The 18,698-nt window shown below is 64.2% G+C and carries 16 protein-coding genes; 7 read left to right on the top strand and 9 right to left on the bottom strand.

Annotated features, from left to right (window positions below; all coding sequences use genetic code 11):
• Positions 1-80 precede the first annotated feature (80 nt).
• Together BLW05_RS32720 and BLW05_RS32715 are read left to right on the top strand one after the other, a co-directional pair.
• Positions 81-590 (top strand): cupin domain-containing protein, encoded by a 510-nt coding sequence (locus BLW05_RS32720; RefSeq protein WP_093168654.1) that lies wholly within the window; start codon positions 81-83, stop codon positions 588-590.
• A 42-nt stretch (positions 591-632) separates the two neighbouring features.
• Complete coding sequence (locus BLW05_RS32715; protein ID WP_093168652.1) at positions 633-2,027, top strand: FAD-containing oxidoreductase; 1,395 nt, start codon at positions 633-635, stop codon at positions 2,025-2,027.
• A 75-nt stretch (positions 2,028-2,102) separates the two neighbouring features.
• Here BLW05_RS32715 and BLW05_RS32710 read toward each other — a convergent pair whose 3' ends face one another.
• The 3 genes from BLW05_RS32710 to BLW05_RS32700 form a co-directional block, all read right to left on the bottom strand.
• Entirely contained in the window at positions 2,103-2,333 is a 231-nt protein-coding gene (locus BLW05_RS32710; RefSeq protein ID WP_143045003.1) for a hypothetical protein, read from the bottom strand.
• 206 nt (positions 2,334-2,539) lie between these two features.
• Entirely contained in the window at positions 2,540-4,003 is a 1,464-nt protein-coding gene (locus tag BLW05_RS32705) for a sensor histidine kinase (RefSeq protein WP_093168649.1), read from the bottom strand.
• Positions 4,000-4,716 (bottom strand): response regulator transcription factor, encoded by a 717-nt coding sequence (locus tag BLW05_RS32700; protein ID WP_093168647.1) that lies wholly within the window; start codon positions 4,714-4,716, stop codon positions 4,000-4,002. Before BLW05_RS32700 ends, BLW05_RS32705 begins: the two co-directional genes overlap by 4 nt.
• A gap of 98 nt (positions 4,717-4,814) precedes the next feature.
• On the opposite strand from BLW05_RS32700, the gene BLW05_RS32695 reads away from it, so the two are divergent.
• From BLW05_RS32695 to BLW05_RS36685, 4 genes are all read left to right on the top strand, one after another.
• Positions 4,815-5,441, top strand: coding sequence for a cytochrome b/b6 domain-containing protein (locus BLW05_RS32695; protein WP_093168645.1), 627 nt, complete (start codon positions 4,815-4,817; stop codon positions 5,439-5,441).
• A complete protein-coding gene (locus BLW05_RS32690; protein ID WP_093168643.1) occupies positions 5,438-6,238 on the top strand; it encodes a molybdopterin-binding protein in 801 nt (266 codons plus the stop codon). Before BLW05_RS32695 ends, BLW05_RS32690 begins: the two co-directional genes overlap by 4 nt.
• A gap of 88 nt (positions 6,239-6,326) precedes the next feature.
• Positions 6,327-6,626, top strand: a complete 300-nt coding sequence (locus BLW05_RS32685; protein WP_093168641.1) for a pentapeptide MXKDX repeat protein — start codon at positions 6,327-6,329, stop codon at positions 6,624-6,626.
• A 128-nt stretch (positions 6,627-6,754) separates the two neighbouring features.
• Entirely contained in the window at positions 6,755-6,988 is a 234-nt protein-coding gene (locus BLW05_RS36685; protein ID WP_371127008.1) for a hypothetical protein, read from the top strand.
• A 337-nt stretch (positions 6,989-7,325) separates the two neighbouring features.
• Here BLW05_RS36685 and BLW05_RS32675 read toward each other — a convergent pair whose 3' ends face one another.
• The 4 genes from BLW05_RS32675 to BLW05_RS32655 form a co-directional block, all read right to left on the bottom strand.
• On the bottom strand, positions 7,326-8,720 hold the full coding sequence (locus tag BLW05_RS32675) for a chloride channel protein (protein ID WP_093168639.1): 1,395 nt from the start codon (positions 8,718-8,720) through the stop codon (positions 7,326-7,328).
• A gap of 310 nt (positions 8,721-9,030) precedes the next feature.
• The gene (locus tag BLW05_RS32670; RefSeq protein ID WP_093168638.1) at positions 9,031-9,342 is read right to left on the bottom strand and encodes a hypothetical protein; all 312 of its coding nucleotides are present in this window, start codon (positions 9,340-9,342) and stop codon (positions 9,031-9,033) included.
• A 358-nt stretch (positions 9,343-9,700) separates the two neighbouring features.
• Positions 9,701-10,996, bottom strand: a complete 1,296-nt coding sequence (locus BLW05_RS32660) for a HipA domain-containing protein (protein ID WP_143045002.1) — start codon at positions 10,994-10,996, stop codon at positions 9,701-9,703.
• 177 nt (positions 10,997-11,173) lie between these two features.
• Positions 11,174-13,117, bottom strand: coding sequence for a phage integrase family protein (locus BLW05_RS32655; protein WP_256330610.1), 1,944 nt, complete (start codon positions 13,115-13,117; stop codon positions 11,174-11,176).
• Positions 13,118-13,907: 790 nt separating this feature from the next.
• Here BLW05_RS32655 and BLW05_RS32645 point away from each other — a divergent pair.
• Positions 13,908-14,168, top strand: coding sequence for a hypothetical protein (locus tag BLW05_RS32645; protein ID WP_093168630.1), 261 nt, complete (start codon positions 13,908-13,910; stop codon positions 14,166-14,168).
• Between the two features lie 1,952 nt (positions 14,169-16,120).
• Here the strand turns inward: BLW05_RS32645 and BLW05_RS32640 are convergent.
• Positions 16,121-17,170 carry a ParB/RepB/Spo0J family partition protein gene (locus BLW05_RS32640; protein WP_093168628.1) on the bottom strand — a complete coding sequence of 350 codons (1,050 nt, stop codon included), beginning with the start codon at positions 17,168-17,170 and terminating at the stop codon, positions 16,121-16,123.
• Between the two features lies 1 nt (position 17,171).
• On the bottom strand, positions 17,172-18,368 hold the full coding sequence (locus BLW05_RS32635; RefSeq protein WP_256330609.1) for a ParA family protein: 1,197 nt from the start codon (positions 18,366-18,368) through the stop codon (positions 17,172-17,174).
• Between the last annotated feature and the right edge of the window lie 330 nt (positions 18,369-18,698).

Here is an 18,698-nt window from a genome sequence, read left to right as displayed (position 1 = left end):
GAAACGCGCAGTCCAAAGTGGATTCCGGAGCCGCCGCTGGGCGATCCGTTTCACCCCAACCACTTTCAGGAGTACACGCCATGCATACAGCCAACCTCCAGCGTCCCGCGATCTGGCGCCAGGCCGCCGCAGCCGCACTCGTCGCCGGCGCCTTCGCCACGCTCGCGCCGGCCGTCCATGCGGGGGAATGCCCTGCCGACAAGGTCGTCGCCGACGGGCAGGGCCAGAAACCCGGACCCACGATGCCGAAGGATGTGACCGATGTGGTCCGCTCCAGCACCGACCTTTCGAAGGAGCCGCTGGCACTGCAGGGGCGCCTGTTCCGCCTGCGCCAACTCGAGATGAAGCCCGGGGGCATCGTGCCCTGGCACAGTCACAACGAGCGGCCCGCCATGATCTACATCGTCTCGGGCGAGGTGGTGGAGTATGCGAGCAACTGCGCGGTGCCCATCACGCACCGGACGGGCGACGTAGCCCCGGAAAAGAACGGCACGTCCCATTGGTGGAAGAACACGGGCAACACGGCGGCCGTCCTCATTTCGGTCGACCTCTTCCCTGCCGAGATGAAGATGGACCCGCACGAGATGTGACGTGAGGCATCGGCTCGCAGACATCAAGGAAAGGCGGCCACCATGCAGACACCCTTCGACGCACTGATCATCGGTAGCGGCCAGGCCGGGCCTTTCCTTGCCGTGCGACTGGCTGCCGCCGGTCTGAAGGTTGCACTGGTCGAGCGCGCGCACCTCGGGGGCACATGTGTCAACGACGGCTGCATGCCCACCAAGACGCTGGTGGCCAGCGCGCGCGTCGCCTACCTGGCACGCCGCGCGGGCGACTACGGCGTGAACGTCGGCCCTTCGGTCAGCGTCGACATGCGTGCGGTCAAGGCGCGCAAGGACCTCGTCGTCCGCAACGCCGTGCACGGCCTCACGCAGTGGCTGGACGGAACACCGGGCCTGCATGTGATCCGCGGCCACGCCCGCTTCGTCGCGCCGCATGCCATCGAGGTCAACGGCGAGATGCTGGAGGCGCCAAGGATCTTCATCAACGTCGGCGCCCGGCCCATGCTTCCCGACTGGCCGGGGATCGCCGACGTGCCGGTGCTCACCAACACGTCCATGATGGACCTCGATGTCCTGCCCGAGCACCTGATCGTGATCGGCGCCAGCTACATCGGCCTCGAATTCGCGCAGATGTTCCGCCGCTTCGGCTCGCGCGTCACGGTGCTGGAATACGCGGATCGCGTCATCGCCAGGGAGGACGAGGAGGTCTCGCGCGAGGTGCAGGCCATTCTCGAGCGCGAAGGCGTGCGCTTCCTGCTCGGCGTGCGCGAGGCCGTCGTGTCGCAAGCAAACGGCGACGCGTCGATTCGCATCGCATTGAAGGCCGCCGGCGTCACGCATGAGGTGCAGGGCAGCCATCTGCTCGCCGCAGTGGGCAGGCGCCCCAACAGCGACTTGCTCGACCTCAACCGGGCCGGTATCGCGACTGACGCGCGGGGCTTCATCACCGTCGATGATCAATTGCGGACCAATGTCCCCGGCATTTGGGCGCTTGGGGATGTGAACGGCTTGGGCGCATTCACCCACACCTCCTACAACGACCACGAGATCGTTGCGGCCAACCTGCTTGACGGCGAAGCGCGGCGCACCACCGATCGCATCGCTGCCTACGCGCTTTTCACCGACCCACCGCTCGGGCGCGTCGGCATGACCGAGGCCCAGGTACGCTCATCGGGCCGTCCTGCCCTTGTGGGTGTCATGCCGATGAGCCGCGTGGGTCGCGCCAAGGAACGCGGCGAGACGCTAGGTTTCATGAAGGTGCTGGTGGACGCGGAAACCGAGCGCATCCTTGGTGCGGCACTGCTGTGCATCGAGGGCGACGAGATCGTGCATTCGCTGCTCGACGTGATGGCAGCCGATGCGTCCTACCAGGTGATCCGGCGCTGCGTGCACATCCATCCGACCGTCAGCGAACTGATTCCGACCCTGTTGGGCAGCCTGATGTCTCTCTCAGGCACACACTGAGCGCTGCGCTGGCGCTCCCGCCCGGCTCAGGCGCCATTGCTCAGGCAATGGACCTGAAGTGACCAGAATGCCATGTCAATGACCGAGCGGATCGGGTTCGGCGTAGTCCCGGTCAAGCAGATTGCCGGTCGCCCTATACCAGCAGATGGAGTCGTGCGCGGCGACGACCGCCAGCTTGATCTGCCCGGACGCTGCCGGGTCGGCTAAAGCCGCCCACTTGGCGCTGTCGGCCGCCTGTTCGAGCTCGAAGACGGACTCGTATTGGCCCGGGGCGTCGTCGCCTTCCACCGCGGGCCGCGTTTTCACGAACTTGCGCCGAAACTCCGCGACGACCGCCGCGAGGCGGGGGATGCCTTGCCACCGGCCGCCGGCGCGGCTTCAGCCACGCTCAAGCGGCCGTCGAGCTGTACGCAGACCTGCCGTGCAATCGAGGTCGTCATGATGCCCTCCAGCCGGTTAAGCCGCGCGTTGCCGAGGGCTTCATCACCCTTCTCGAGCTTTCGCAGTGACGCCTACATCAGGCGGAAACAAAACACCGCCCCCTTGTCAGGCCGCGGCTGCAGCTGGATGTCGCTGCCGTGCAGTTGGAGAATGCGCCTCACGATCACCAGCCCCAGGCCGCCGATGCGGCCGCCGGTCGAAGAGAGCATCGGCCGCGTGAAGATCGCAGTGCGCAGCTCGCTTGGAATGCCCGGGCCGGTGTCGCTGATCTCGACCCGCACGCCGGTCTTGTCCTGCTGCAACCGGACCATGATCTCGCCGCCGGCGGGCGTGTGGCGGATCGCGTTGTCCAGCAGGTTGGTGAGCACGCGCTCGATCATGCCGAGGTCGGCTGTCACGCCCGGCAGGTTCGGCGCGATGTCGGCCACCAGCCGTTGCTGCCGCGCTTCGGCGGCCAGCTCGAACTTCTGGAACACGTCCTGCACCAGGTCGGCCAGTGCGAACTGCTCTTTCTCGAGCTTGACGACACCGTATTCCAGTCGAGCCAGTTCGAACAGTTCCTGCGACAGCCGTGCGACCTTCCGGCTCTGGGCCAGCGCGATCTCCAGGTAGCGGCGCCGCTCTGCGACCTCGAGCGTTTCGGCCTTGATCAGGAGCGTCTCGAGGTAGCCGTGCAATGAAGTCAGCGGCGTGCGCAAATCGTGGGAGATGTTGGCAAACAGTTCGCGCCGCTGCTGATCCTGCTGCGTGAGCTCGCGCCATTGCTCGGCGATACGCCGTGTCATCTGCGCGAAGGCCTGGGCGAGCGTGGCGATCTCATCGTGTCCGCGGCCGACGCGCTCGAAGGCCGGAGCCACATCCTGAAGCGCCGCCATGCCGTCGTTCTCGAACTTGCGCACCGCGCCGGTCAGTTCGCGAAGCGGCCGCGTGATGAGGCGAAACGCCACCAGCCCGGCGACCAGACCCAGCAGAGCGACCAGCGACACCGACCACAGCGTGGTGCGCAACACATTGCTGGCCACGGCATCGGCCAGCAGCGCATCGCGCTCTTCGCCCGACAGCACCACGTAAACATAGCCCACCTCCCGGCCGTCGACGGCGAGCGGCGCCGCGCTGAACACCTTGCGCGTGCCGTTGCCGCGCGGGTCGTCGCCGACGATCGGCAAGGGCGCGCCGCCCAGCAGCAGCCGCACCGGCGCGAGATCGACCCGGTCGCGCTTCAAATGCCCCGGCGGGGCGGCCTGTCCCTGGATGCGGCCATCGAGGCCCAGCAGGTACACCTCCACGCTGGGATTGACGGCCATCAGCTTGTCGAACAGGTCCTTCACGGCCGCCGGATTGAGCCCGTCGCGCTCCATCAAGGTCGCGTTTTCCGCGATGTGCGCCGCAAGCCCGCGCGAAAGGCGCTGCGTCACTTCCTGCTCGTAGCGCACGTTGGCGTGCATCTGAAGCCAGATCGAGGCGCCGCAGCAGGCCAGCAGCAGCACGGCGAACACGACAGAGATGCGCCGGGACAGGCTCGCACGAAGGGTCATGAAGCACCCTCCTGGGCCGCCAGCTTGTAGCCGCGCCCCCACACCGTGAGGATGCACCGCGGCTGCGACGGGTCGGCCTCGATCTTCATGCGCAGGCGATTGATGTGCGTGTTGACCGTGTGCTCGTAGCCGTCGTGCTGGTAACCCCAAACATGGTTGAGCAGGTCGAGTCGCGAGAACACCTTGCCCGGATGGCGGGCGAAGAAATGCAGCAGGTCGAACTCCCGCGGCGTGAGCTCGATCGACCTGCCGTCGACCTGCACCTCGCGGGCGACCGGATCGATGCCCAGCTTGCCGATGTCCAGGCGCCCCGCTTCCATCCGCGCATTGCGCGCCAGCGCGTCGGTGCGCCGCAGCAGCGCCCGGACCCGCGCCACCAGTTCCAGCACGGAGAACGGCTTTGCCAGGTAGTCGTCAGCGCCGAGTTCCAACCCCAGGATGCGATGCACCTCGCTCGACCGAGCACTGGTGATGATGATCGGTGTATACCGCGTCATGGCTCGGGCCCGGCGGCAGATCTCGAGGCCGTCGACCCCCGGCAGCATCAGGTCCAGGATCAACGCGTCCCAGCTGCCGCGTTCGAGCTCCCGCATGCCGGCATCGCCATCGGCCGCGCGTGTGATGGCATAGCCCTCGTCGTGAAGGTGCATGCGCATCAGCTCGGCGATGTGGGCATCGTCCTCGACGATCAGAACGCGTTTGGCGGAGTCCATGAAGGTGGATTGTGCGGCGATCCGGGCGGCGCATTTATCACGATTAATTGAACTCTTCGTGATGAAACGGCCATCGGGCGCACCCAAGAATCTGCCCCATGCAGCGCAAGTCTCCATCCACCGGCAACGTGCCCATCCACCCGCTGTGGCTGCGCATCACGCATTGGCTCAACGCCCTCGCGGTGCTGGTGCTGGTCACGAGCGGTTGGCGCATCTACGACGCATCGCCGCTTTTCGGCTTCGAGTTTCCGGCCTCCATCACGCTGGGCGGTTGGCTGGGCGGCGCACTGCAATGGCACTTCGCCGCGATGTGGCTGCTGGCGATCAACGGCCTGACCTATCTCGCGCTCAATGTGGCGAGCGGGAGGCTCTGGCGCAAGTTCTTCCCGTTGTCACTCGCCGGCATCTGGCGCGATGCACTTGCGGCTTTGCGCGGCAAGCTGTCGCACGATGACCCGCGGCGCTACAACTACGTGCAGCGCCTGGCCTACCTGTTCGTGATGGTTGACATCACGGTGCTCGTTCTCTCGGGTCTGGTGCTCTGGAAGTCGGTCCAGTTTGCAGGTCTGCGCGAGTTGCTGGGCGGCTACGAATTCGCCCGCCGCATTCACTTCTGCGCCATGGCCGCGCTGGTCGGTTTCGTGGCGGTCCATCTCGTGATGGTGGCGCTGGTCCCGCGCACGCTGCTCACGATGCTGAGCAACCACGGCAAGGAAGCAGCATGAAGGTCTTCAAGCGCCCCTCCCTGACCCCTTTGGCCGGCGTGGACACGGACGCGGCCCTGGCCGAGGCACGCAAGCTGATCGGACGCCGCATCGAGCAGCCTGCGCGCCGCGCGTTCCTGCAACGCTCGCTGACGCTGGGCGGCCTGTCGCTGCTCAGCGGATGCAGCATCAGCGACAACGCGACGGTCGAGGCTGCCCTCCTGCGCATCTCGCGCTTCAACGATGCCGCCCAGGCCTGGCTCTTCGACCCGGACAAGCTCGCGCCGACCTATCCGGACTCGATGATCACGCGGCCGTTTCCATTCAATGCGTACTACGGCGAGGACGAGATCCGCGAGGTGGCGGAGGCCGGCTACCGGCTCGAAGTCACTGGCCTCGTCGCCGACAAGCGAAGCTGGACACTGGCTGACCTGCGCGCGATGCCGCAGCAAGACCAAGTCACGCGCCATATCTGCGTCGAAGGCTGGAGCGCGATCGGCAAGTGGGGCGGCATTCCCTTCGCCGATTTCCTGCGCAGGATCGGCGCCGACACGAGCGCGAAGTACGTCGGCTTCAAGTGCGCCGACGATTACTACACCAGCATTGACATGCCCACAGCACTGCATCCGCAGACCCTGCTCACGCTCACTTACGACGGCCAGCCGCTTCCTCCGAAGTACGGCTTCCCGATGAAGCTGCGCATGCCCACCAAGCTGGGCTACAAGAATCCGAAGCACATCCGGGCGATCTTCGTCACCAACACCTACCCTGGCGGCTACTGGGAAGACCAGGGCTACAACTGGTTCGGCGGCAGTTGAGTCGATCCCGATTCAGCGCTGTTGAAAGCGCGCGGCCGCGTTCTCTTGAACCGTGCCCATCGAAACTTCCACTCACAAGGACACAGAAATGAACAAGCTCACCGCAACGCTCCTCGCCGCCTTCATGGTCGTCGGCCCTGCCTCGGCATTCGCCGCGGACGACATGAGCAAGGACGCCATGTCGAAAGATTCCATGTCGAAAGACGCCATGGGCAAGGGTGGCGCCATGGCCAAGGACGGCATGAAGAAGGACTCCATGGCAAAGGACAGCATGTCCAAGGACTCCATGGCAAAGGACGGCATGTCCAAGGACTCCATGGCAAAGGACGGCATGAAGAAGGACGACATGAAGAAGGACGACATGAAGAAGGATGAAATGAAGAAGTAGCTCCCGCCCGGCGTTCCCCCCTCTGAAACGTCGCCACAGGAGCGAAGTCATGCGTATCGACGAAGACAAACTCAACAACCTGCTCGGCAGGATGGTTGCCGAATTCGGCGGGTTGGCCAGCGCGCGCGATGGCGGGTGCCGGGCCGATGGCGGTGGATCAGTTCAGCGAACGCACACGACTGCGCCTGCGTTACGCGCAGGAGTGGCTCAATGCGCAAGCAGCGAGCGGCTTCGTCGACTACGACCCGGATGCGCAAAGCTACAAGCTTTCGCCGAAGCGGCCCAGGTGCTGGCGGACGACACCAGCCCGGCCTTCATGGGCGGGGGTTCGAATGCCTGATGTCGATGTTTTTCAACATTGACAAGGTGCAGAAAGCCTTCCGCGATGGGTCGAGCCTCGCCTGGCACGAAAATCACCTGAGTCTTTTTCCGGCACCGAGCGCTTCTTCCGGGCTGGGCACAGCGCGAACCTGGAGCCGAGCTGGATTCCCGCATTGACGGCATGAGCGAACGGCTGGCAGCCGGCGCTCACGTGGCCGATGTGGGTTGCGGCTTCGGCGCCGACGATGATCTGTACCCCCTGCTCGCTGTCACAGGAAGTAGGGCTGGGACTCGGCGCCCAGGCCGGCGAATCGCGGCTTCGAAGGGTGGCGCAAGACGGAGGATTCGGCCGATTTCGGTGGGCGGCCCAGACGCCTTTCAAACTGGTTTTTGAAACTCGTCCGTAGCCTCATGGGAGTCGGGCGGCACGACGCGAAGCTCTTGCGGATGGCTTTGGCCTGAACTCGCGATGGAGGTCGTCACCAAGTGATGCGCCAGTGCCTCGTACAGGGGGCGACTGATCATGCGGGACACAAGGCTGGCCAACATGGCGCACGCCATCAAGCTCAGCACCATCGAATGTCCATCCACCATCTCCATGACGATGATGAATGCCGTTAGCGGCGCCTGCGTCACGGCGGCCAGGAAGCCCGCCATCCCCATCGCAATGAGGGCGGGACCCAGATCGGGCGTCGCGAACCGAGCCACGGTCTCGCCGATTCCCGCGCCAATGGACAGTGACGGAGCAAAGATGCCACCTGGCACGCCGCACCACGCGGTGATCCATGTGGCAACGAACTTAAACAGCGTGAAGAGTGGCGTCAGCTCTTCGTGTCCTGCCAGCATCCCCTTCACTGCCTCGGAACCGGCGCCGAAAGTGACCCCGCCGCTCACCAATCCGAGCACCGCCACCACAAGTCCCCCGGCGGCAGCAAATCGAATGGGCCAGCGCGCCCGCAAGGTGTTGAGACGTTGAGGCGAACCGGTGAGGGAGGCAATCATCAGTCGGGAAAAAAGTCCACCGGCCACACCTGCTCCCAAAGCCACCATCACGCCGGGCCCCGCCAGATCCAACCCCAAACGGGGTACTCTAATCACTCCAAAATAGCTCAGGTTGCCGAAGGCCGATACCGCCACCAGACCGGCCAGCACGATCGCGGTGAGGATGACGCCGCTCGCTCGCGCCTCGAGCCTGCCGGTCAGTTCCTCGATGGCAAACACCACCCCCGCAAGCGGCGCGTTGAAAGCTGCGGCGATGCCGGCCGCGCCACCGGCGACCAGGAGAGCGCGAATGTCGACGCTAGACCCTGCAGACAGCCACCGCCGGGCGTGTTGCATGACGCCCGCCGCGACTTGAACCGAGGGGCCCTCCCGGCCGACGGAGAGGCCGGCGGCAAAGCTCGCCGCCCCGAGCACCATCTTTGCCAGCGTGAGGCGCAGCGATACCAAGTTCCCGCGCCGCCCCGCGGGGAGATCTGCATGCAACGCCGCCTTGACCTGCGGAATGCCCGAGCCGGCGGAGCCCGGGAACCATCGCCTCGTGGCCCAAACAATGCACGCGGTCAGCGCTGGGGTCCACACCAGCACGGCCCACGCGTGTTTCGAATGCAGAGCTTCGAACAAGCCGAAGGCCCAGTTCGCGGCCAAGGTAAAAAGCACGACGAAGAGTCCGGCGAGCAAGGCATAGCCAAGGACGATGGTGCGATCGACCCACAGGCGCCAGCTCGATAACTCGGTGCGCAGGTTTGCCAGGAAGTCGGGTTCAACGTTCATCGCTCCGCCAATTGTGCCAACACACGAGCAGCAAGCCATGGCTCAAGGCGCGACGCGCCAGCCAGCGCCTCAATTCGGGAGTAGCGCGCTAGCGTCTGCTCGAGCGGTGACCGCGAGGTCCGCTCATGGCCCGACAAGGGAAGTCCTGGCCGCGTCGCGCGCGTGTCCGCTCGCAGTCTTGAAGCGACTTTCAGCATTCGTGGGTTTACACACGCTGCGCCCAGGTCGTTTTCCAGCAGGACGGATTCGACGTTGGCATCGATGCTCACGCGTCCTATGCTCCGCTTTGGCTGACGGTGGTCGAGCCTCCTTACCAGTCGTCCCCACCGCTCGAGTCGCTGCCGCCACTGTCCCAGGAAGACGAGTCCGAGATCCCGAAGTCGTTGCCGCCCATATTCGGGTCCAGGTCGGGTCCCAGGTCGTTGGCAAACGCGGGTGAATGGCCGCGGCGGTCATCGCTGTCATCCCGACCGACGCTCCGGAAGCCGTCGCTGCTCTCGTCGCGATGAGAAATGTGGCGCACCGCTTCTTCCACGGCCATCGCGCCGAGGCCCATCGCGGCGCCCGTCGCCAAGGCGCCGCCGATGCCCATGCCGCCGGCCGGCGCGGGTTGCGGCGGCATCGGTTGAGCATTGCCGTATCCGCCTGAATACCCACCACCGTAGGACGGTGCAATGGGCCCGCCACTGTGCCAGGCCGTGGCCGCCGAAATGTTGCGACGCACCTCAAGGTCCGACCAGGTGCGCTAAAGGCAGATCCGTGGCTCAGCGAACTCGCGGCCGACATCCTCGTTGAGATTCTGCGTCGAGGCCACGTCGCGCCGAGGCGCTTTGCGAGCACGCCCCAAGAGTTGGCTGACGGACGTCGCGGCCAACAGCGGAAAGGCCAGCATTGCAGACATCAACAACGCGCGCACACGATCCAACTTCAAGGGGGCCGCGCAGCCCAACAGAAACATAGGCGTCGCAAAACTCGTCACATCAACGCGGCCGGCGCGCTCGCGACCTTGTGTCTTCGGTCGGCGGAAGCAGGGGAGCCACGACTTCCGCAATGGCCGTCGCGTTGCGACCGCTGATTTTGCGCATCGATGCCGACAGTCGCTCATCCGCCTCGGCCGACAGCCAGAAGTTGTGAGCGGCCTCGAAGGCTTGCGTCCACACGTCGTGCTGCGCCCCCAATGATTGGAACGAGGGCGTGACAACTCGAAGCTCCGGCTCGATACCGCCTCCGACCGGCGAATACATCATCGGGAGCATGTCGTAAGCGGGCGATACCCCGACAGGGCGACCGCGTTCGTCCGTCATGAGCGACAGGTTCTCAAAATGACGATCGCCGTTGCCGATCAGCTCGGAATAAGCCGTGAGAACCTGGACCCGTTGAACGCCATGTGCATCAAGGAGGCCTTCGTCTGCGCATCGGTGAGCGAAGGCTGGCCACGTGTCGCGCATGCCGAAGAGTTCATCGTCGATTGCGCCCGCGGAGATCATCCCGCGACGGCCAAACCGACCTATGCGATCGAAGCGATCGACCTCGAGGAACCCATATTCGTCGCCCTCGAAGTAGCGGGCTGCCGCAGCCTCGACGCCCGCCGCGGAAAGCGACGAGAGCGCCAGCTCTTCGAGCACGAGCAAGTCGGATGACCGGCTGCGAACGCGCGCAAACTTCACGATGAGATGCCCTCGCGACGCTGTCTCGCACGTGAACTTGGGCTGTTCGCCGCCGGCGCTGCTTCCTGCACCCGTCTGGCTTGTGGCGCTTGCCAGCTCTTGATATACGCGCTGGATGTCGGCGTCCTGAATCGGCACCATGCGGCGCGAATTCATGTGAGCAGCGAATGAATCCGCCCCCCACATCAATGAGCCGGCCACGTCGGCACCCATGGTGCAAAGAAACTTGGCGCGGTGGTCGTCCGACCAGTCACGAAGGGAGGCCGGCACGCCGATCGCAGAAGCGACGACCTTCGCGATGCGCGCGCCTAGATATCCCGAGGGTGCGGCGAAAGCCATCGCCGGCGGAAGTCCTTCGTAGAACTGGCTGTCCGGTCCGGCAAGGTCTACCCATGTGCCACCGCCTTGGAGGAAATTGACCTTGCCGATCTCCGCCACCCTTCCATCCTCGTCGACTCGAAAAATGGGCTGGGGCGAAGGAACGGGCTCGTCTCGCAGGAGGGCATACCGCGGCGTGCGGATACCCGGTTGTCGAAACACGATCGCTTCGCTGCCTATCCGTTGAATAGTTCGCGAGAAAGTCGGCTGACTGATCTTGAGCTGGGCCAAGAGCTCGTCGGTTGGGCGCGGCCCATGCGCGAGGGCGCGGCGGACGGCGAGAGCGCGCTCCGACTGAAGATCGTCAGCGCGACTGCGTGCGGCATTCACTGGATAGTTTGATGAATAGTTCGACGCATGAAATATTGTAGCCCGGCACCCAGCGCCAGGAACCACATGCCTGCGTCCTCATCTCCGGCTTTCCGCGTTGCGATACATCGACGTCGTCCCAACCGACGCATGCCCAAGATTGTTCTGTACCACCCGAATGGGTACCGGTGCCTGCCCTTCCCTTCCCTGCAGCGCATGCGAGCCATGAGAATGCCGCAGCCAGTGGGTGCTCGCCTTCCGGAGGTGCTGCGCATCAGCGCCCTCCAGACAGTCGGCCGCCTGCGCGAGGAACGCTTTGATCGCCTGGTAGAGCCCTGAAGCGGACCACGAGGCAGGCCGTTCGACGTCCGGCTCGAATCGCGCCATGATTGGGATGCCCCGGTTGCTGACGGCGCCGACCTGTCGATCGAAGCCGTGGCGCTCGAGTTCGTCACCGAGCTCGCTAACCAATTCGTCAGGCACCCGCACCTGCCGGCTGCGGCCGCCCTTGCCGGCGACGCGCAGCAGCCAGTCGGGCGCAGTGGCTCCATGAGCCGCATGGTTTTCGGCAGGCTTCAGGTCCTCGCACCGCACGTTCGTGATCTCGGCCAAGCGCAGCCCGGTCGCATAGAGCCAGCGCATGGCGCGTCGCAGTCGCCTGCCTGGTTCGGTATCGGCGTGGCCCTGCAGCAAGCCGTCAATGTGATCCCACTGCGCGAAGCTCAAGGTCCGGCTCGAGCCTAGCGGCCGTTGTGGATTCGGCGGCAGCGCGACGGCCGAGAACGGGTTGCCGACCACGTAGCCCTGGCTCACCAGGAACGCAAACAGGCTGCGCAGGATGATGAGCGACTGGCGTCTGGCGGTGGGCGTCAAGGGTCCTTCGAGCGGGCGCCACAGCGGCGACCAGCGCTGGCAATGACGCGGGCCGCACCAGGTCGACGGTGGATCGACGAGGAAGCTGCTGAAGGCGGCTGCGTCTTCGACTGACAGCGACGACAGCGCCTTCTTCCGTTCAAGGATCGACCAAAGCAGCAGCCGCTCAGCCTCCTTGCGGTACGAGCGCTGGGTCGACGAGAGCTCGCCTTCGGTGCTTGCGCCGGATCCGTCCGGCTGCTTCGAGGCCAGCCACGCTCCGATCGCCGCGTGGTCGTCGGCCGCCATCAGGAGGCACTTGTCGTGCGGCGCGCGGTAGCGCCCTGCACGGCCGTCCAGGTCGGCAGGCAGCACGAATTTCTCGAAGGGAACGATAGCGGTCGCCGCAGGCACCACGGCGGACAGGACGCTCGGAGCCAGTTGCGCCCGCGGGCGCTTGACGTGAGCACCCACTCGCATCCCGAGGGCTTGCTCGTTCGCAAGCAGCCAATCCAGGATCCGGGTCGCCTTGAGTTCACCGACGCCGGGCACCTGAACCCACCACCGGGCACCGATGCCATTGATACGTTCGATGAGGTCAGAGAGCGTGGGCACGCCCGAGCGCTCGAGCCGGGCGGCGAGAGCCGGATGGAGCCAGGTGCCGACGCTGTCGCCCGGCCGCGGATCCTTCACGACCAGGCCCTCGAGCCACCGCAGCGCCTGCAGCTGGTGGTCGATCACACGGGCTCGGCGCGACGGCCGGGCGGATGCCCCGCCCTGCCCTCCCCGCCCCCCTCCGCCTCCGGCCGGGTAGGCGGCCTCGTAGGCCTCAATCTGCTCGGCTTCTGAGAAATCCTCCATGCCCTGCGCGGCCGCGAACTCGGCCAAGGTCGGAAGCGCCGGCGCGGACTTGAAACGGTCGGGATCGAGCAGGATCAGCCGCGCAGTGCCAGGCTTGTTCTCGCGTTTGGCGGCCGCCGCAAACTCGTCGCGGATCCAGGCGATCGTGCTTCGCACTGTCCGCAGGTCGGTGTGCTCGCCTTCCAGACGCAGGTAGCGCTCCCAACTTGTGCGTTCGTCCAGACCCTGGGCGAGCGCGCGCATGAACGCGAAGTGACCGCGGTGCAACTTTCGGTGCGGACCGACGTTGCCCTTCTTTGAGTTTGCGGACAGTCCGTCTTGCCGGGTCACCAGAACTTCCACCACGGCTTAGGTGGCGCGATAGGCGCCAGGGCATCGAGGTGCTGGAGTTCGCTCTGACGCAAGCGTCGTCGGCGTTCCACTTCGAAGGCGTGCGCAACACCAAACGCCCGTCGGTCCCCGCGTAAGGCTTGCGTGCGCCAGCCCGCGGCGAGTTCCTCGAGGCGATCGTCGGCGAGGTTCGCGATCTGGGAAGGGGTAGGCAAGTTGGTCATTGGTAACGAAGGTGGCCGATCAGAAGCTGGACAGTTCGGGCTCGATGACACGCAGTTGCGAAACGACGCGCCCTCCGTTCATGCCCAGGGAACCTCGGTTTTGGGCCGTTTCGGATGAGTGATTATCCACATAATCATCAATTTCGAAAACGTGTTTCAAAAGGAACGGGCCGAGCGGCGATCAAAATAAATTCAATTGAATCAAAGACTTATGCCGCTGCTCGCTGAATGAAAGCGAACAATGGTTTGATGCGAAGGCGGGTGTCGCGCCGTGCGGGTTGGGTTGCCAGAGGGTCTTCCGGACCGTTTCGGCGAACCCCTGGGGACGTGCCTCCACGCCGCCCATGGGTTGCGCACCTGCACGCCCATCGCCTCGAAGGGCCCGGTGTCGCGGGTTGCCACCGCCTCAATGCCACTGGCGGGCGCAACGGCCGCGTCGAGCATCTCCATGACGGTGCTGGCGCTGATGCACAGATGGTCGGCTACCTGGTCCTCAGCCAAGCGATCGCAGCGCGGCCGGCTTCAGAGGTTCTGCCAGGACGTTCGTGGCGAGCAGGATCATTCGAATGTCGCCGGTTCGTTTGGTCACCCTCGCGCCTGAATCCGGCCTCGATCTCCTCGTCGCCCATGCCTTCTCCAGCGACAGCGAGGCTCGCCTGGAACTGACGGCCGATGGTGGCAAGCTGGCTGTCCGGGCCAGGCCCCCGATTCCGAGTCGCATCGACCAGGAGCTTTCGGGCGAGATCTTCCACCCCGCGCCGACCGCCTTCGACTGCCATGACATTGAGTGCCGCGTGGGGCGCCTTCGGGAATATCGCGGATGGTGATCGTTGCCATTGCTATCACTTTGCTAGCAAGCATAAATCGAGGTGCTGTCTGCTACAACGTGCAGCTGGACATTTATAGGAGTAAGCATTCACTTAACGAGTAATTCCATTTCCGCCGGCCTCGTTAAGAACATCTGCGCCAGAGCTCTGGTACCGGAGAAAGCGCAAGCGCGCTGCCCCGCCATCAGCCTCTCCGATGACAACCCTCATGCTCGAAAGTCGCCACGTTCCCATTCACACGATCCGGGTTGTCGATGGGATGGAACTCAAGTTTCCGTTGGGGCGAGGTCGCGTCGCCGAACGGGCGATTGCAGACAAGATTTCGCGGTCTCCCCGGCCTCACGACGGCGGACAGGGCTTCCTTGATCGAGCGCCAAGTCGTGCTTGATGTGTTGCAGGCTCGAGCATCGCCGCAACACCTGCGGGGCCAGTCCGTCCCAACGCCACAATCTGCTGCCTGCGCCGTACCGCATTTAGGCGGGCTACGAGCTGCTCATCGCCCCGCGTGTCTGGGGGCCGCCTGGCCTCTGTAGTACGGTACTACGCCCCGGACTCTTCCTCCGCGTCCAGCTTTGCTCACTGACCTGAATCTCCAGCGGCGCCTTTCCCCGCAGAAGCCGAACGTCTAAAGGCGGTGGGAACGACGACCAGCACATTTCGGAACCCGATGGCTGGCAACCACGCGAGGCATATTGCCTTCATAGGACGCTGCGCGAGCCGCCGGATCTTGACTAGCTTGCCGGCACGTTCATTGCGCAGCTTTCGTTGGCGCCTCGGGGCGAGACCGTGGAGACACCCTATCCTGAGCAGGCCGTGTGGACTCGTCAGCGCGACATGGCAACCGGGTTGCCACCGTTTCTTTCAACGGGATCTAGCCCCCGCCCAACGTCCCAGTTTGGACCCGATGAGAAGATGAGAAGGGCATGGAATATCGTGTGAGCGCCCCGCATGGACTTGCGGTCCAGCCTTCGACTTGCGTCTGGCAACCCGGTTGCCGGCCTGCCTTGGCAACCCCAAATAGGCCAGCAATCGCTAGTTCGCAGGTTTCTGATTCCCAATCGGGCCTCGCAGCGTGTGAACGATTTCCTCCCCGCGAGCTGGCCGAAAAACCTAACCAGCGATAGCAATCGTCAGCCCCGCCATCGGCGGTCTGCACGGCCTTGCCCAGGTGGCTGCCGACTTTGAACTCAAAGTGCACTCCCTTGGCAGTCGCGTTTACCTCTAGAAGGGGCGCGACCCTCGCGCCGCGGGCGCAGCACGCAGCGGCCGATACAGCTTGGCCGTAGTACGGTACTACGCCCCTGCCCTCCACCCCTCCCGGTTGCACGGATAGGCCTCGAAACTGGGTGTAGTACCGTACTACGGCATCTCGTTGCTCCGAGGGGGCCCGGCACTCGGATGCCACAGGGCCCCCTCCAGCATCGGGGCGCAGCACGGTACTACGCCCCTGCGCTCCATCCCCTCCGGTCGCACGGATAGGCTTCGAAACTGGGTGTAGTACCGTACTACGGCATCTCGTTGCTCCGAGGGTGCCCCGCACTCGGATGGCGCAGGGGCCCTCCAGCATTGGGGCGTAGTACGGTACTACACCCCTGCTCTCCCTCCCTTTCCGGTCGCACGGATAGGCCTCGAAACTGGGTGTAGTACCGTACTACGGCGTCTCGTTGCTCCGAGGGTGCCCCGCACTCGGATGACGCAGGGGCCCTCCAGCATTGGGGCGTAGTACCGTACTACACCCCTGCTCTCCCTCCCTTTCCGGTCGCACGGATAGGCCTCGAAACTGGGTGTAGTACCGTACTACGGCATCTCGTTGCTCCGAGGGGGCCCGGCACTCGAATGCCACAGGGCCCCTCCAGCATCAGGGCGTAGTACCGTACTACACCCTCGCACGCGTGCGGCAACAAGAAAAAGGGGCGCCAATGCGCCCCTGATTCATGGAAGTGAAGGACGGCTCAACTTGCGTCCACGAAACGCTCCAGCAGTTTGGCTAGTTCGCGTTGACGGGCACTCGTCAATCGCACGTGGATTCGGATTACCGAGCGCCCTTCCCCATCAATCTTCATCGTAGCAACGGTCTTGCCTTCTCTTTCAAAAGCCTGCACCGTCGCCGGCGCTTGCGCCTGGACAGGGCTCTCCTGCGGTCCGGTCAGCGCCGCAAAAATCTGCTTCGGCGTCATGCCGCTGCGGTTGGAGATGATCTTGGCCGCCCTGCTTTCCAAGCCTGCCAAATCGCTTTCGATGGCCGTCTTGAATGCAGTCGACCAGCGGAACTGCAGGTCCAATGGCGACGCAAACGCGTCCAGCACCTTCCCCGGCAGCCGCGCCAAGACCAGCGCCTTCGACAGATTAGTTGCATCGACCCCGATCGCAGAGGCGAGTTGGCGAATCGAGGGGTAAAGGCCTCGATCCAGGGCACGGGCATACATGACCCCCTGCTCCCACGCGGACAGGTCGGCACGCTCCCGGTTCTCGCGCTCCATCGCTTCGAATAGCGCCTGGTCATCAAGGTTGTCCACGAATGCCAGGACCGGCAGCCCCAGTTGCGAACAGGCCTCGTGGCGGCGATGCCCGAAGACGATCTCAAATTGCGGTCCGTCACCTGGGTTGGCCACCGCCCTCACCTTGATCGGCTGCACGTTCCCACCGGCCTCCTTGATCTCCCGCTTCAGCGCTTCGAAGCCTTCGCTTTTGAAGCTGGACTCATGGCGGTTCGCATAGACGCTACGCTTGATGGCCTTGGGATCGAGCAGCCGGGTCGCTTTCGCGCCGTCCCAACTCTGAAGTTCCTCAACCGCGCTCTGCAGCCGGCCTTCCAATTCAACCGACTTGGCCGCCTGCTGGCGCAGAACGTCGTTCTCACGCAGCAGTTCGGAGCGCTGATCATTGGCCAGCGCCATCATGGCGCCGGGCGCAGTCTTTGGCTTCGCTGCTTCGGGGTTGAGCGGCGGTACCGGCATCAACGAGGCGAAATCGATCTTGGATGCCTTGTCCTTGAGTCCCATATCAGGCCGCCGTTTCCAGGATTTGTCGTTCCGCCACTTGGCGGGCCCAAACCGCTTCGATCTGCTGCTCAATCAGTTCGCACATGCGATCGTAGGCAACACGCGCGCGAGAGAAGGTCTTCGAATTCACCGAACCGCGGGGCAAGTCGTAGACCGTCCCGAACTCGGCACTCGCCGTGGCGGCGACGGACGTCTTGGGGATTTCGATCGGCAGGACCTTATCGCCATAGCCTTCGAGGATCCACTGCCGCACCACCGAACTGGCGGTGTCGGAAGGCTCGACACGCGAGAGCAGCACATCGATGAATTCAAAGCTCTTGTCCTTGCCGCGGCTTCGCACAAGCTGGTTGCAGAGGTCGGAGAACAAGTCCCAGAACTGGGCCGAGCTCGAGAAGTCAAGGGCCGAAGGGGGCAGGGGCATGATCACCCCATCGGCCGCCATCAGCGCATTGATCGTCACATAGCTCAAGGAGGGTGGGGTGTCGATCACGATGGCGTCGTACTTTTCCCGGGTGAGATCCAGCCCTCGGTCCAGCACCCGCCAGAACTCGAAGCCGGGGTCGCGAGCCTGCCGCGCTGGCAGATGGAACTCGGCACCGTAGAGGAGGGGTGCGGCACACACCAGGTCGATGTTGGGCCAGTAGGTTGGGCGAATCGCGTACTGAAGATCGTCCTGCTCTCCGGTGAACAGGGACATCGCCGTGTGCTCGGTCTCCACCTCGGCATCGGGCAACACACCAAACAGCGTGGTAGCCGAACCCTGGGGATCCAGATCGACCAGGAGAACCCTGTGGCCGCGCATCGACAGGCCCTGCGCAAGCGTCACGGCGGAGGTGGTCTTGGCGACGCCGCCCTTGAAGTTCGCCACGGTGATCGTGATGCCAGCGGCGCCCTCAGGACGCAGGTGCTCGGCACGCAGTTCACGAGCCCAGACCTGCGACTCCGCCATGGTCCACTCACGGCTGTTGCCATGAATTTCGCCAGCGGGCAGGTCGCCCCGCGTCAGGCGATACGCAATCTTGGATTTGTCGACGCCGCAGAGCTCGGCCAGTTGCACTGCCTTGAGGGTTGGAGCAGACTTCGCGGCGGTCGGCGCCAGCATCGCGGCGCGGATCCGCTCCATCATGCCGGCAACCTTATGTGCTTGGTGCTCGATATCCTCAAGGTTCTGTCGTCGGATGGTCTTCTTAATGTCCACGATATCTGCCTTGAAAGTTTGAGTGTCGTGCGATTATGCCAACCACCTTCGAAAAAACGAAGAATCGCGTGCGCATCTCGGTTTCCTTGAGGTCTTGGCAGGGGCCAGAAGGAGGTTTCTTGCTCAAGATCCCCCGAGATTAAGAAGAAGTCTTAAATACCTTAAATAGATTAAGCTTGCGCTTGATTGGAATTTCTTCTTATAAATCAATGACTTACATGCGGTCTGCTGGATGAAGTGTCCAGACTCTGATCGCATGCGTCCAGGTTTTGATCGGAGCCGTCCGTGTTCTGATCGGCAGCTGTCCGGAAGCTGATCGGGGCGGGGGTA

Source organism: Variovorax sp. YR216, assembly GCF_900107745.1.
Taxonomy (GTDB): domain Bacteria; phylum Pseudomonadota; class Gammaproteobacteria; order Burkholderiales; family Burkholderiaceae_C; genus Variovorax.
Note: the sequence above shows the minus strand (reverse complement) of the source record. Positions and strands in the feature narration are given on the sequence as shown.

Bases quoted from the DNA above. Each gene is read 5' to 3' on its own strand.
- BLW05_RS32720 (WP_093168654.1), top strand. From the start codon at position 81: ATGCATACAGCCAACCTCCAGCGTCCCGCGATCTGGCGCCAGGCCGCC.
- BLW05_RS32705 (WP_093168649.1), bottom strand. From the start codon at position 4,003: ATGACCCTTCGTGCGAGCCTGTCCCGGCGCATCTCTGTCGTGTTCGCC.
- BLW05_RS32715 (WP_093168652.1), top strand. From the start codon at position 633: ATGCAGACACCCTTCGACGCACTGATCATCGGTAGCGGCCAGGCCGGG.
- BLW05_RS32690 (WP_093168643.1), top strand. From the start codon at position 5,438: ATGAAGGTCTTCAAGCGCCCCTCCCTGACCCCTTTGGCCGGCGTGGAC.
- BLW05_RS32670 (WP_093168638.1), bottom strand. From the start codon at position 9,342: ATGCCGCCGCAACCCGCGCCGGCCGGCGGCATGGGCATCGGCGGCGCC.
- BLW05_RS32700 (WP_093168647.1), bottom strand. From the start codon at position 4,716: ATGGACTCCGCCAAACGCGTTCTGATCGTCGAGGACGATGCCCACATC.
- BLW05_RS36685 (WP_371127008.1), top strand. From the start codon at position 6,755: ATGGCGGGTGCCGGGCCGATGGCGGTGGATCAGTTCAGCGAACGCACA.
- BLW05_RS32640 (WP_093168628.1), bottom strand. From the start codon at position 17,170: ATGGGACTCAAGGACAAGGCATCCAAGATCGATTTCGCCTCGTTGATG.
- BLW05_RS32675 (WP_093168639.1), bottom strand. From the start codon at position 8,720: ATGAACGTTGAACCCGACTTCCTGGCAAACCTGCGCACCGAGTTATCG.
- BLW05_RS32645 (WP_093168630.1), top strand. From the start codon at position 13,908: ATGTCGCCGGTTCGTTTGGTCACCCTCGCGCCTGAATCCGGCCTCGAT.
- BLW05_RS32685 (WP_093168641.1), top strand. From the start codon at position 6,327: ATGAACAAGCTCACCGCAACGCTCCTCGCCGCCTTCATGGTCGTCGGC.
- BLW05_RS32695 (WP_093168645.1), top strand. From the start codon at position 4,815: ATGCAGCGCAAGTCTCCATCCACCGGCAACGTGCCCATCCACCCGCTG.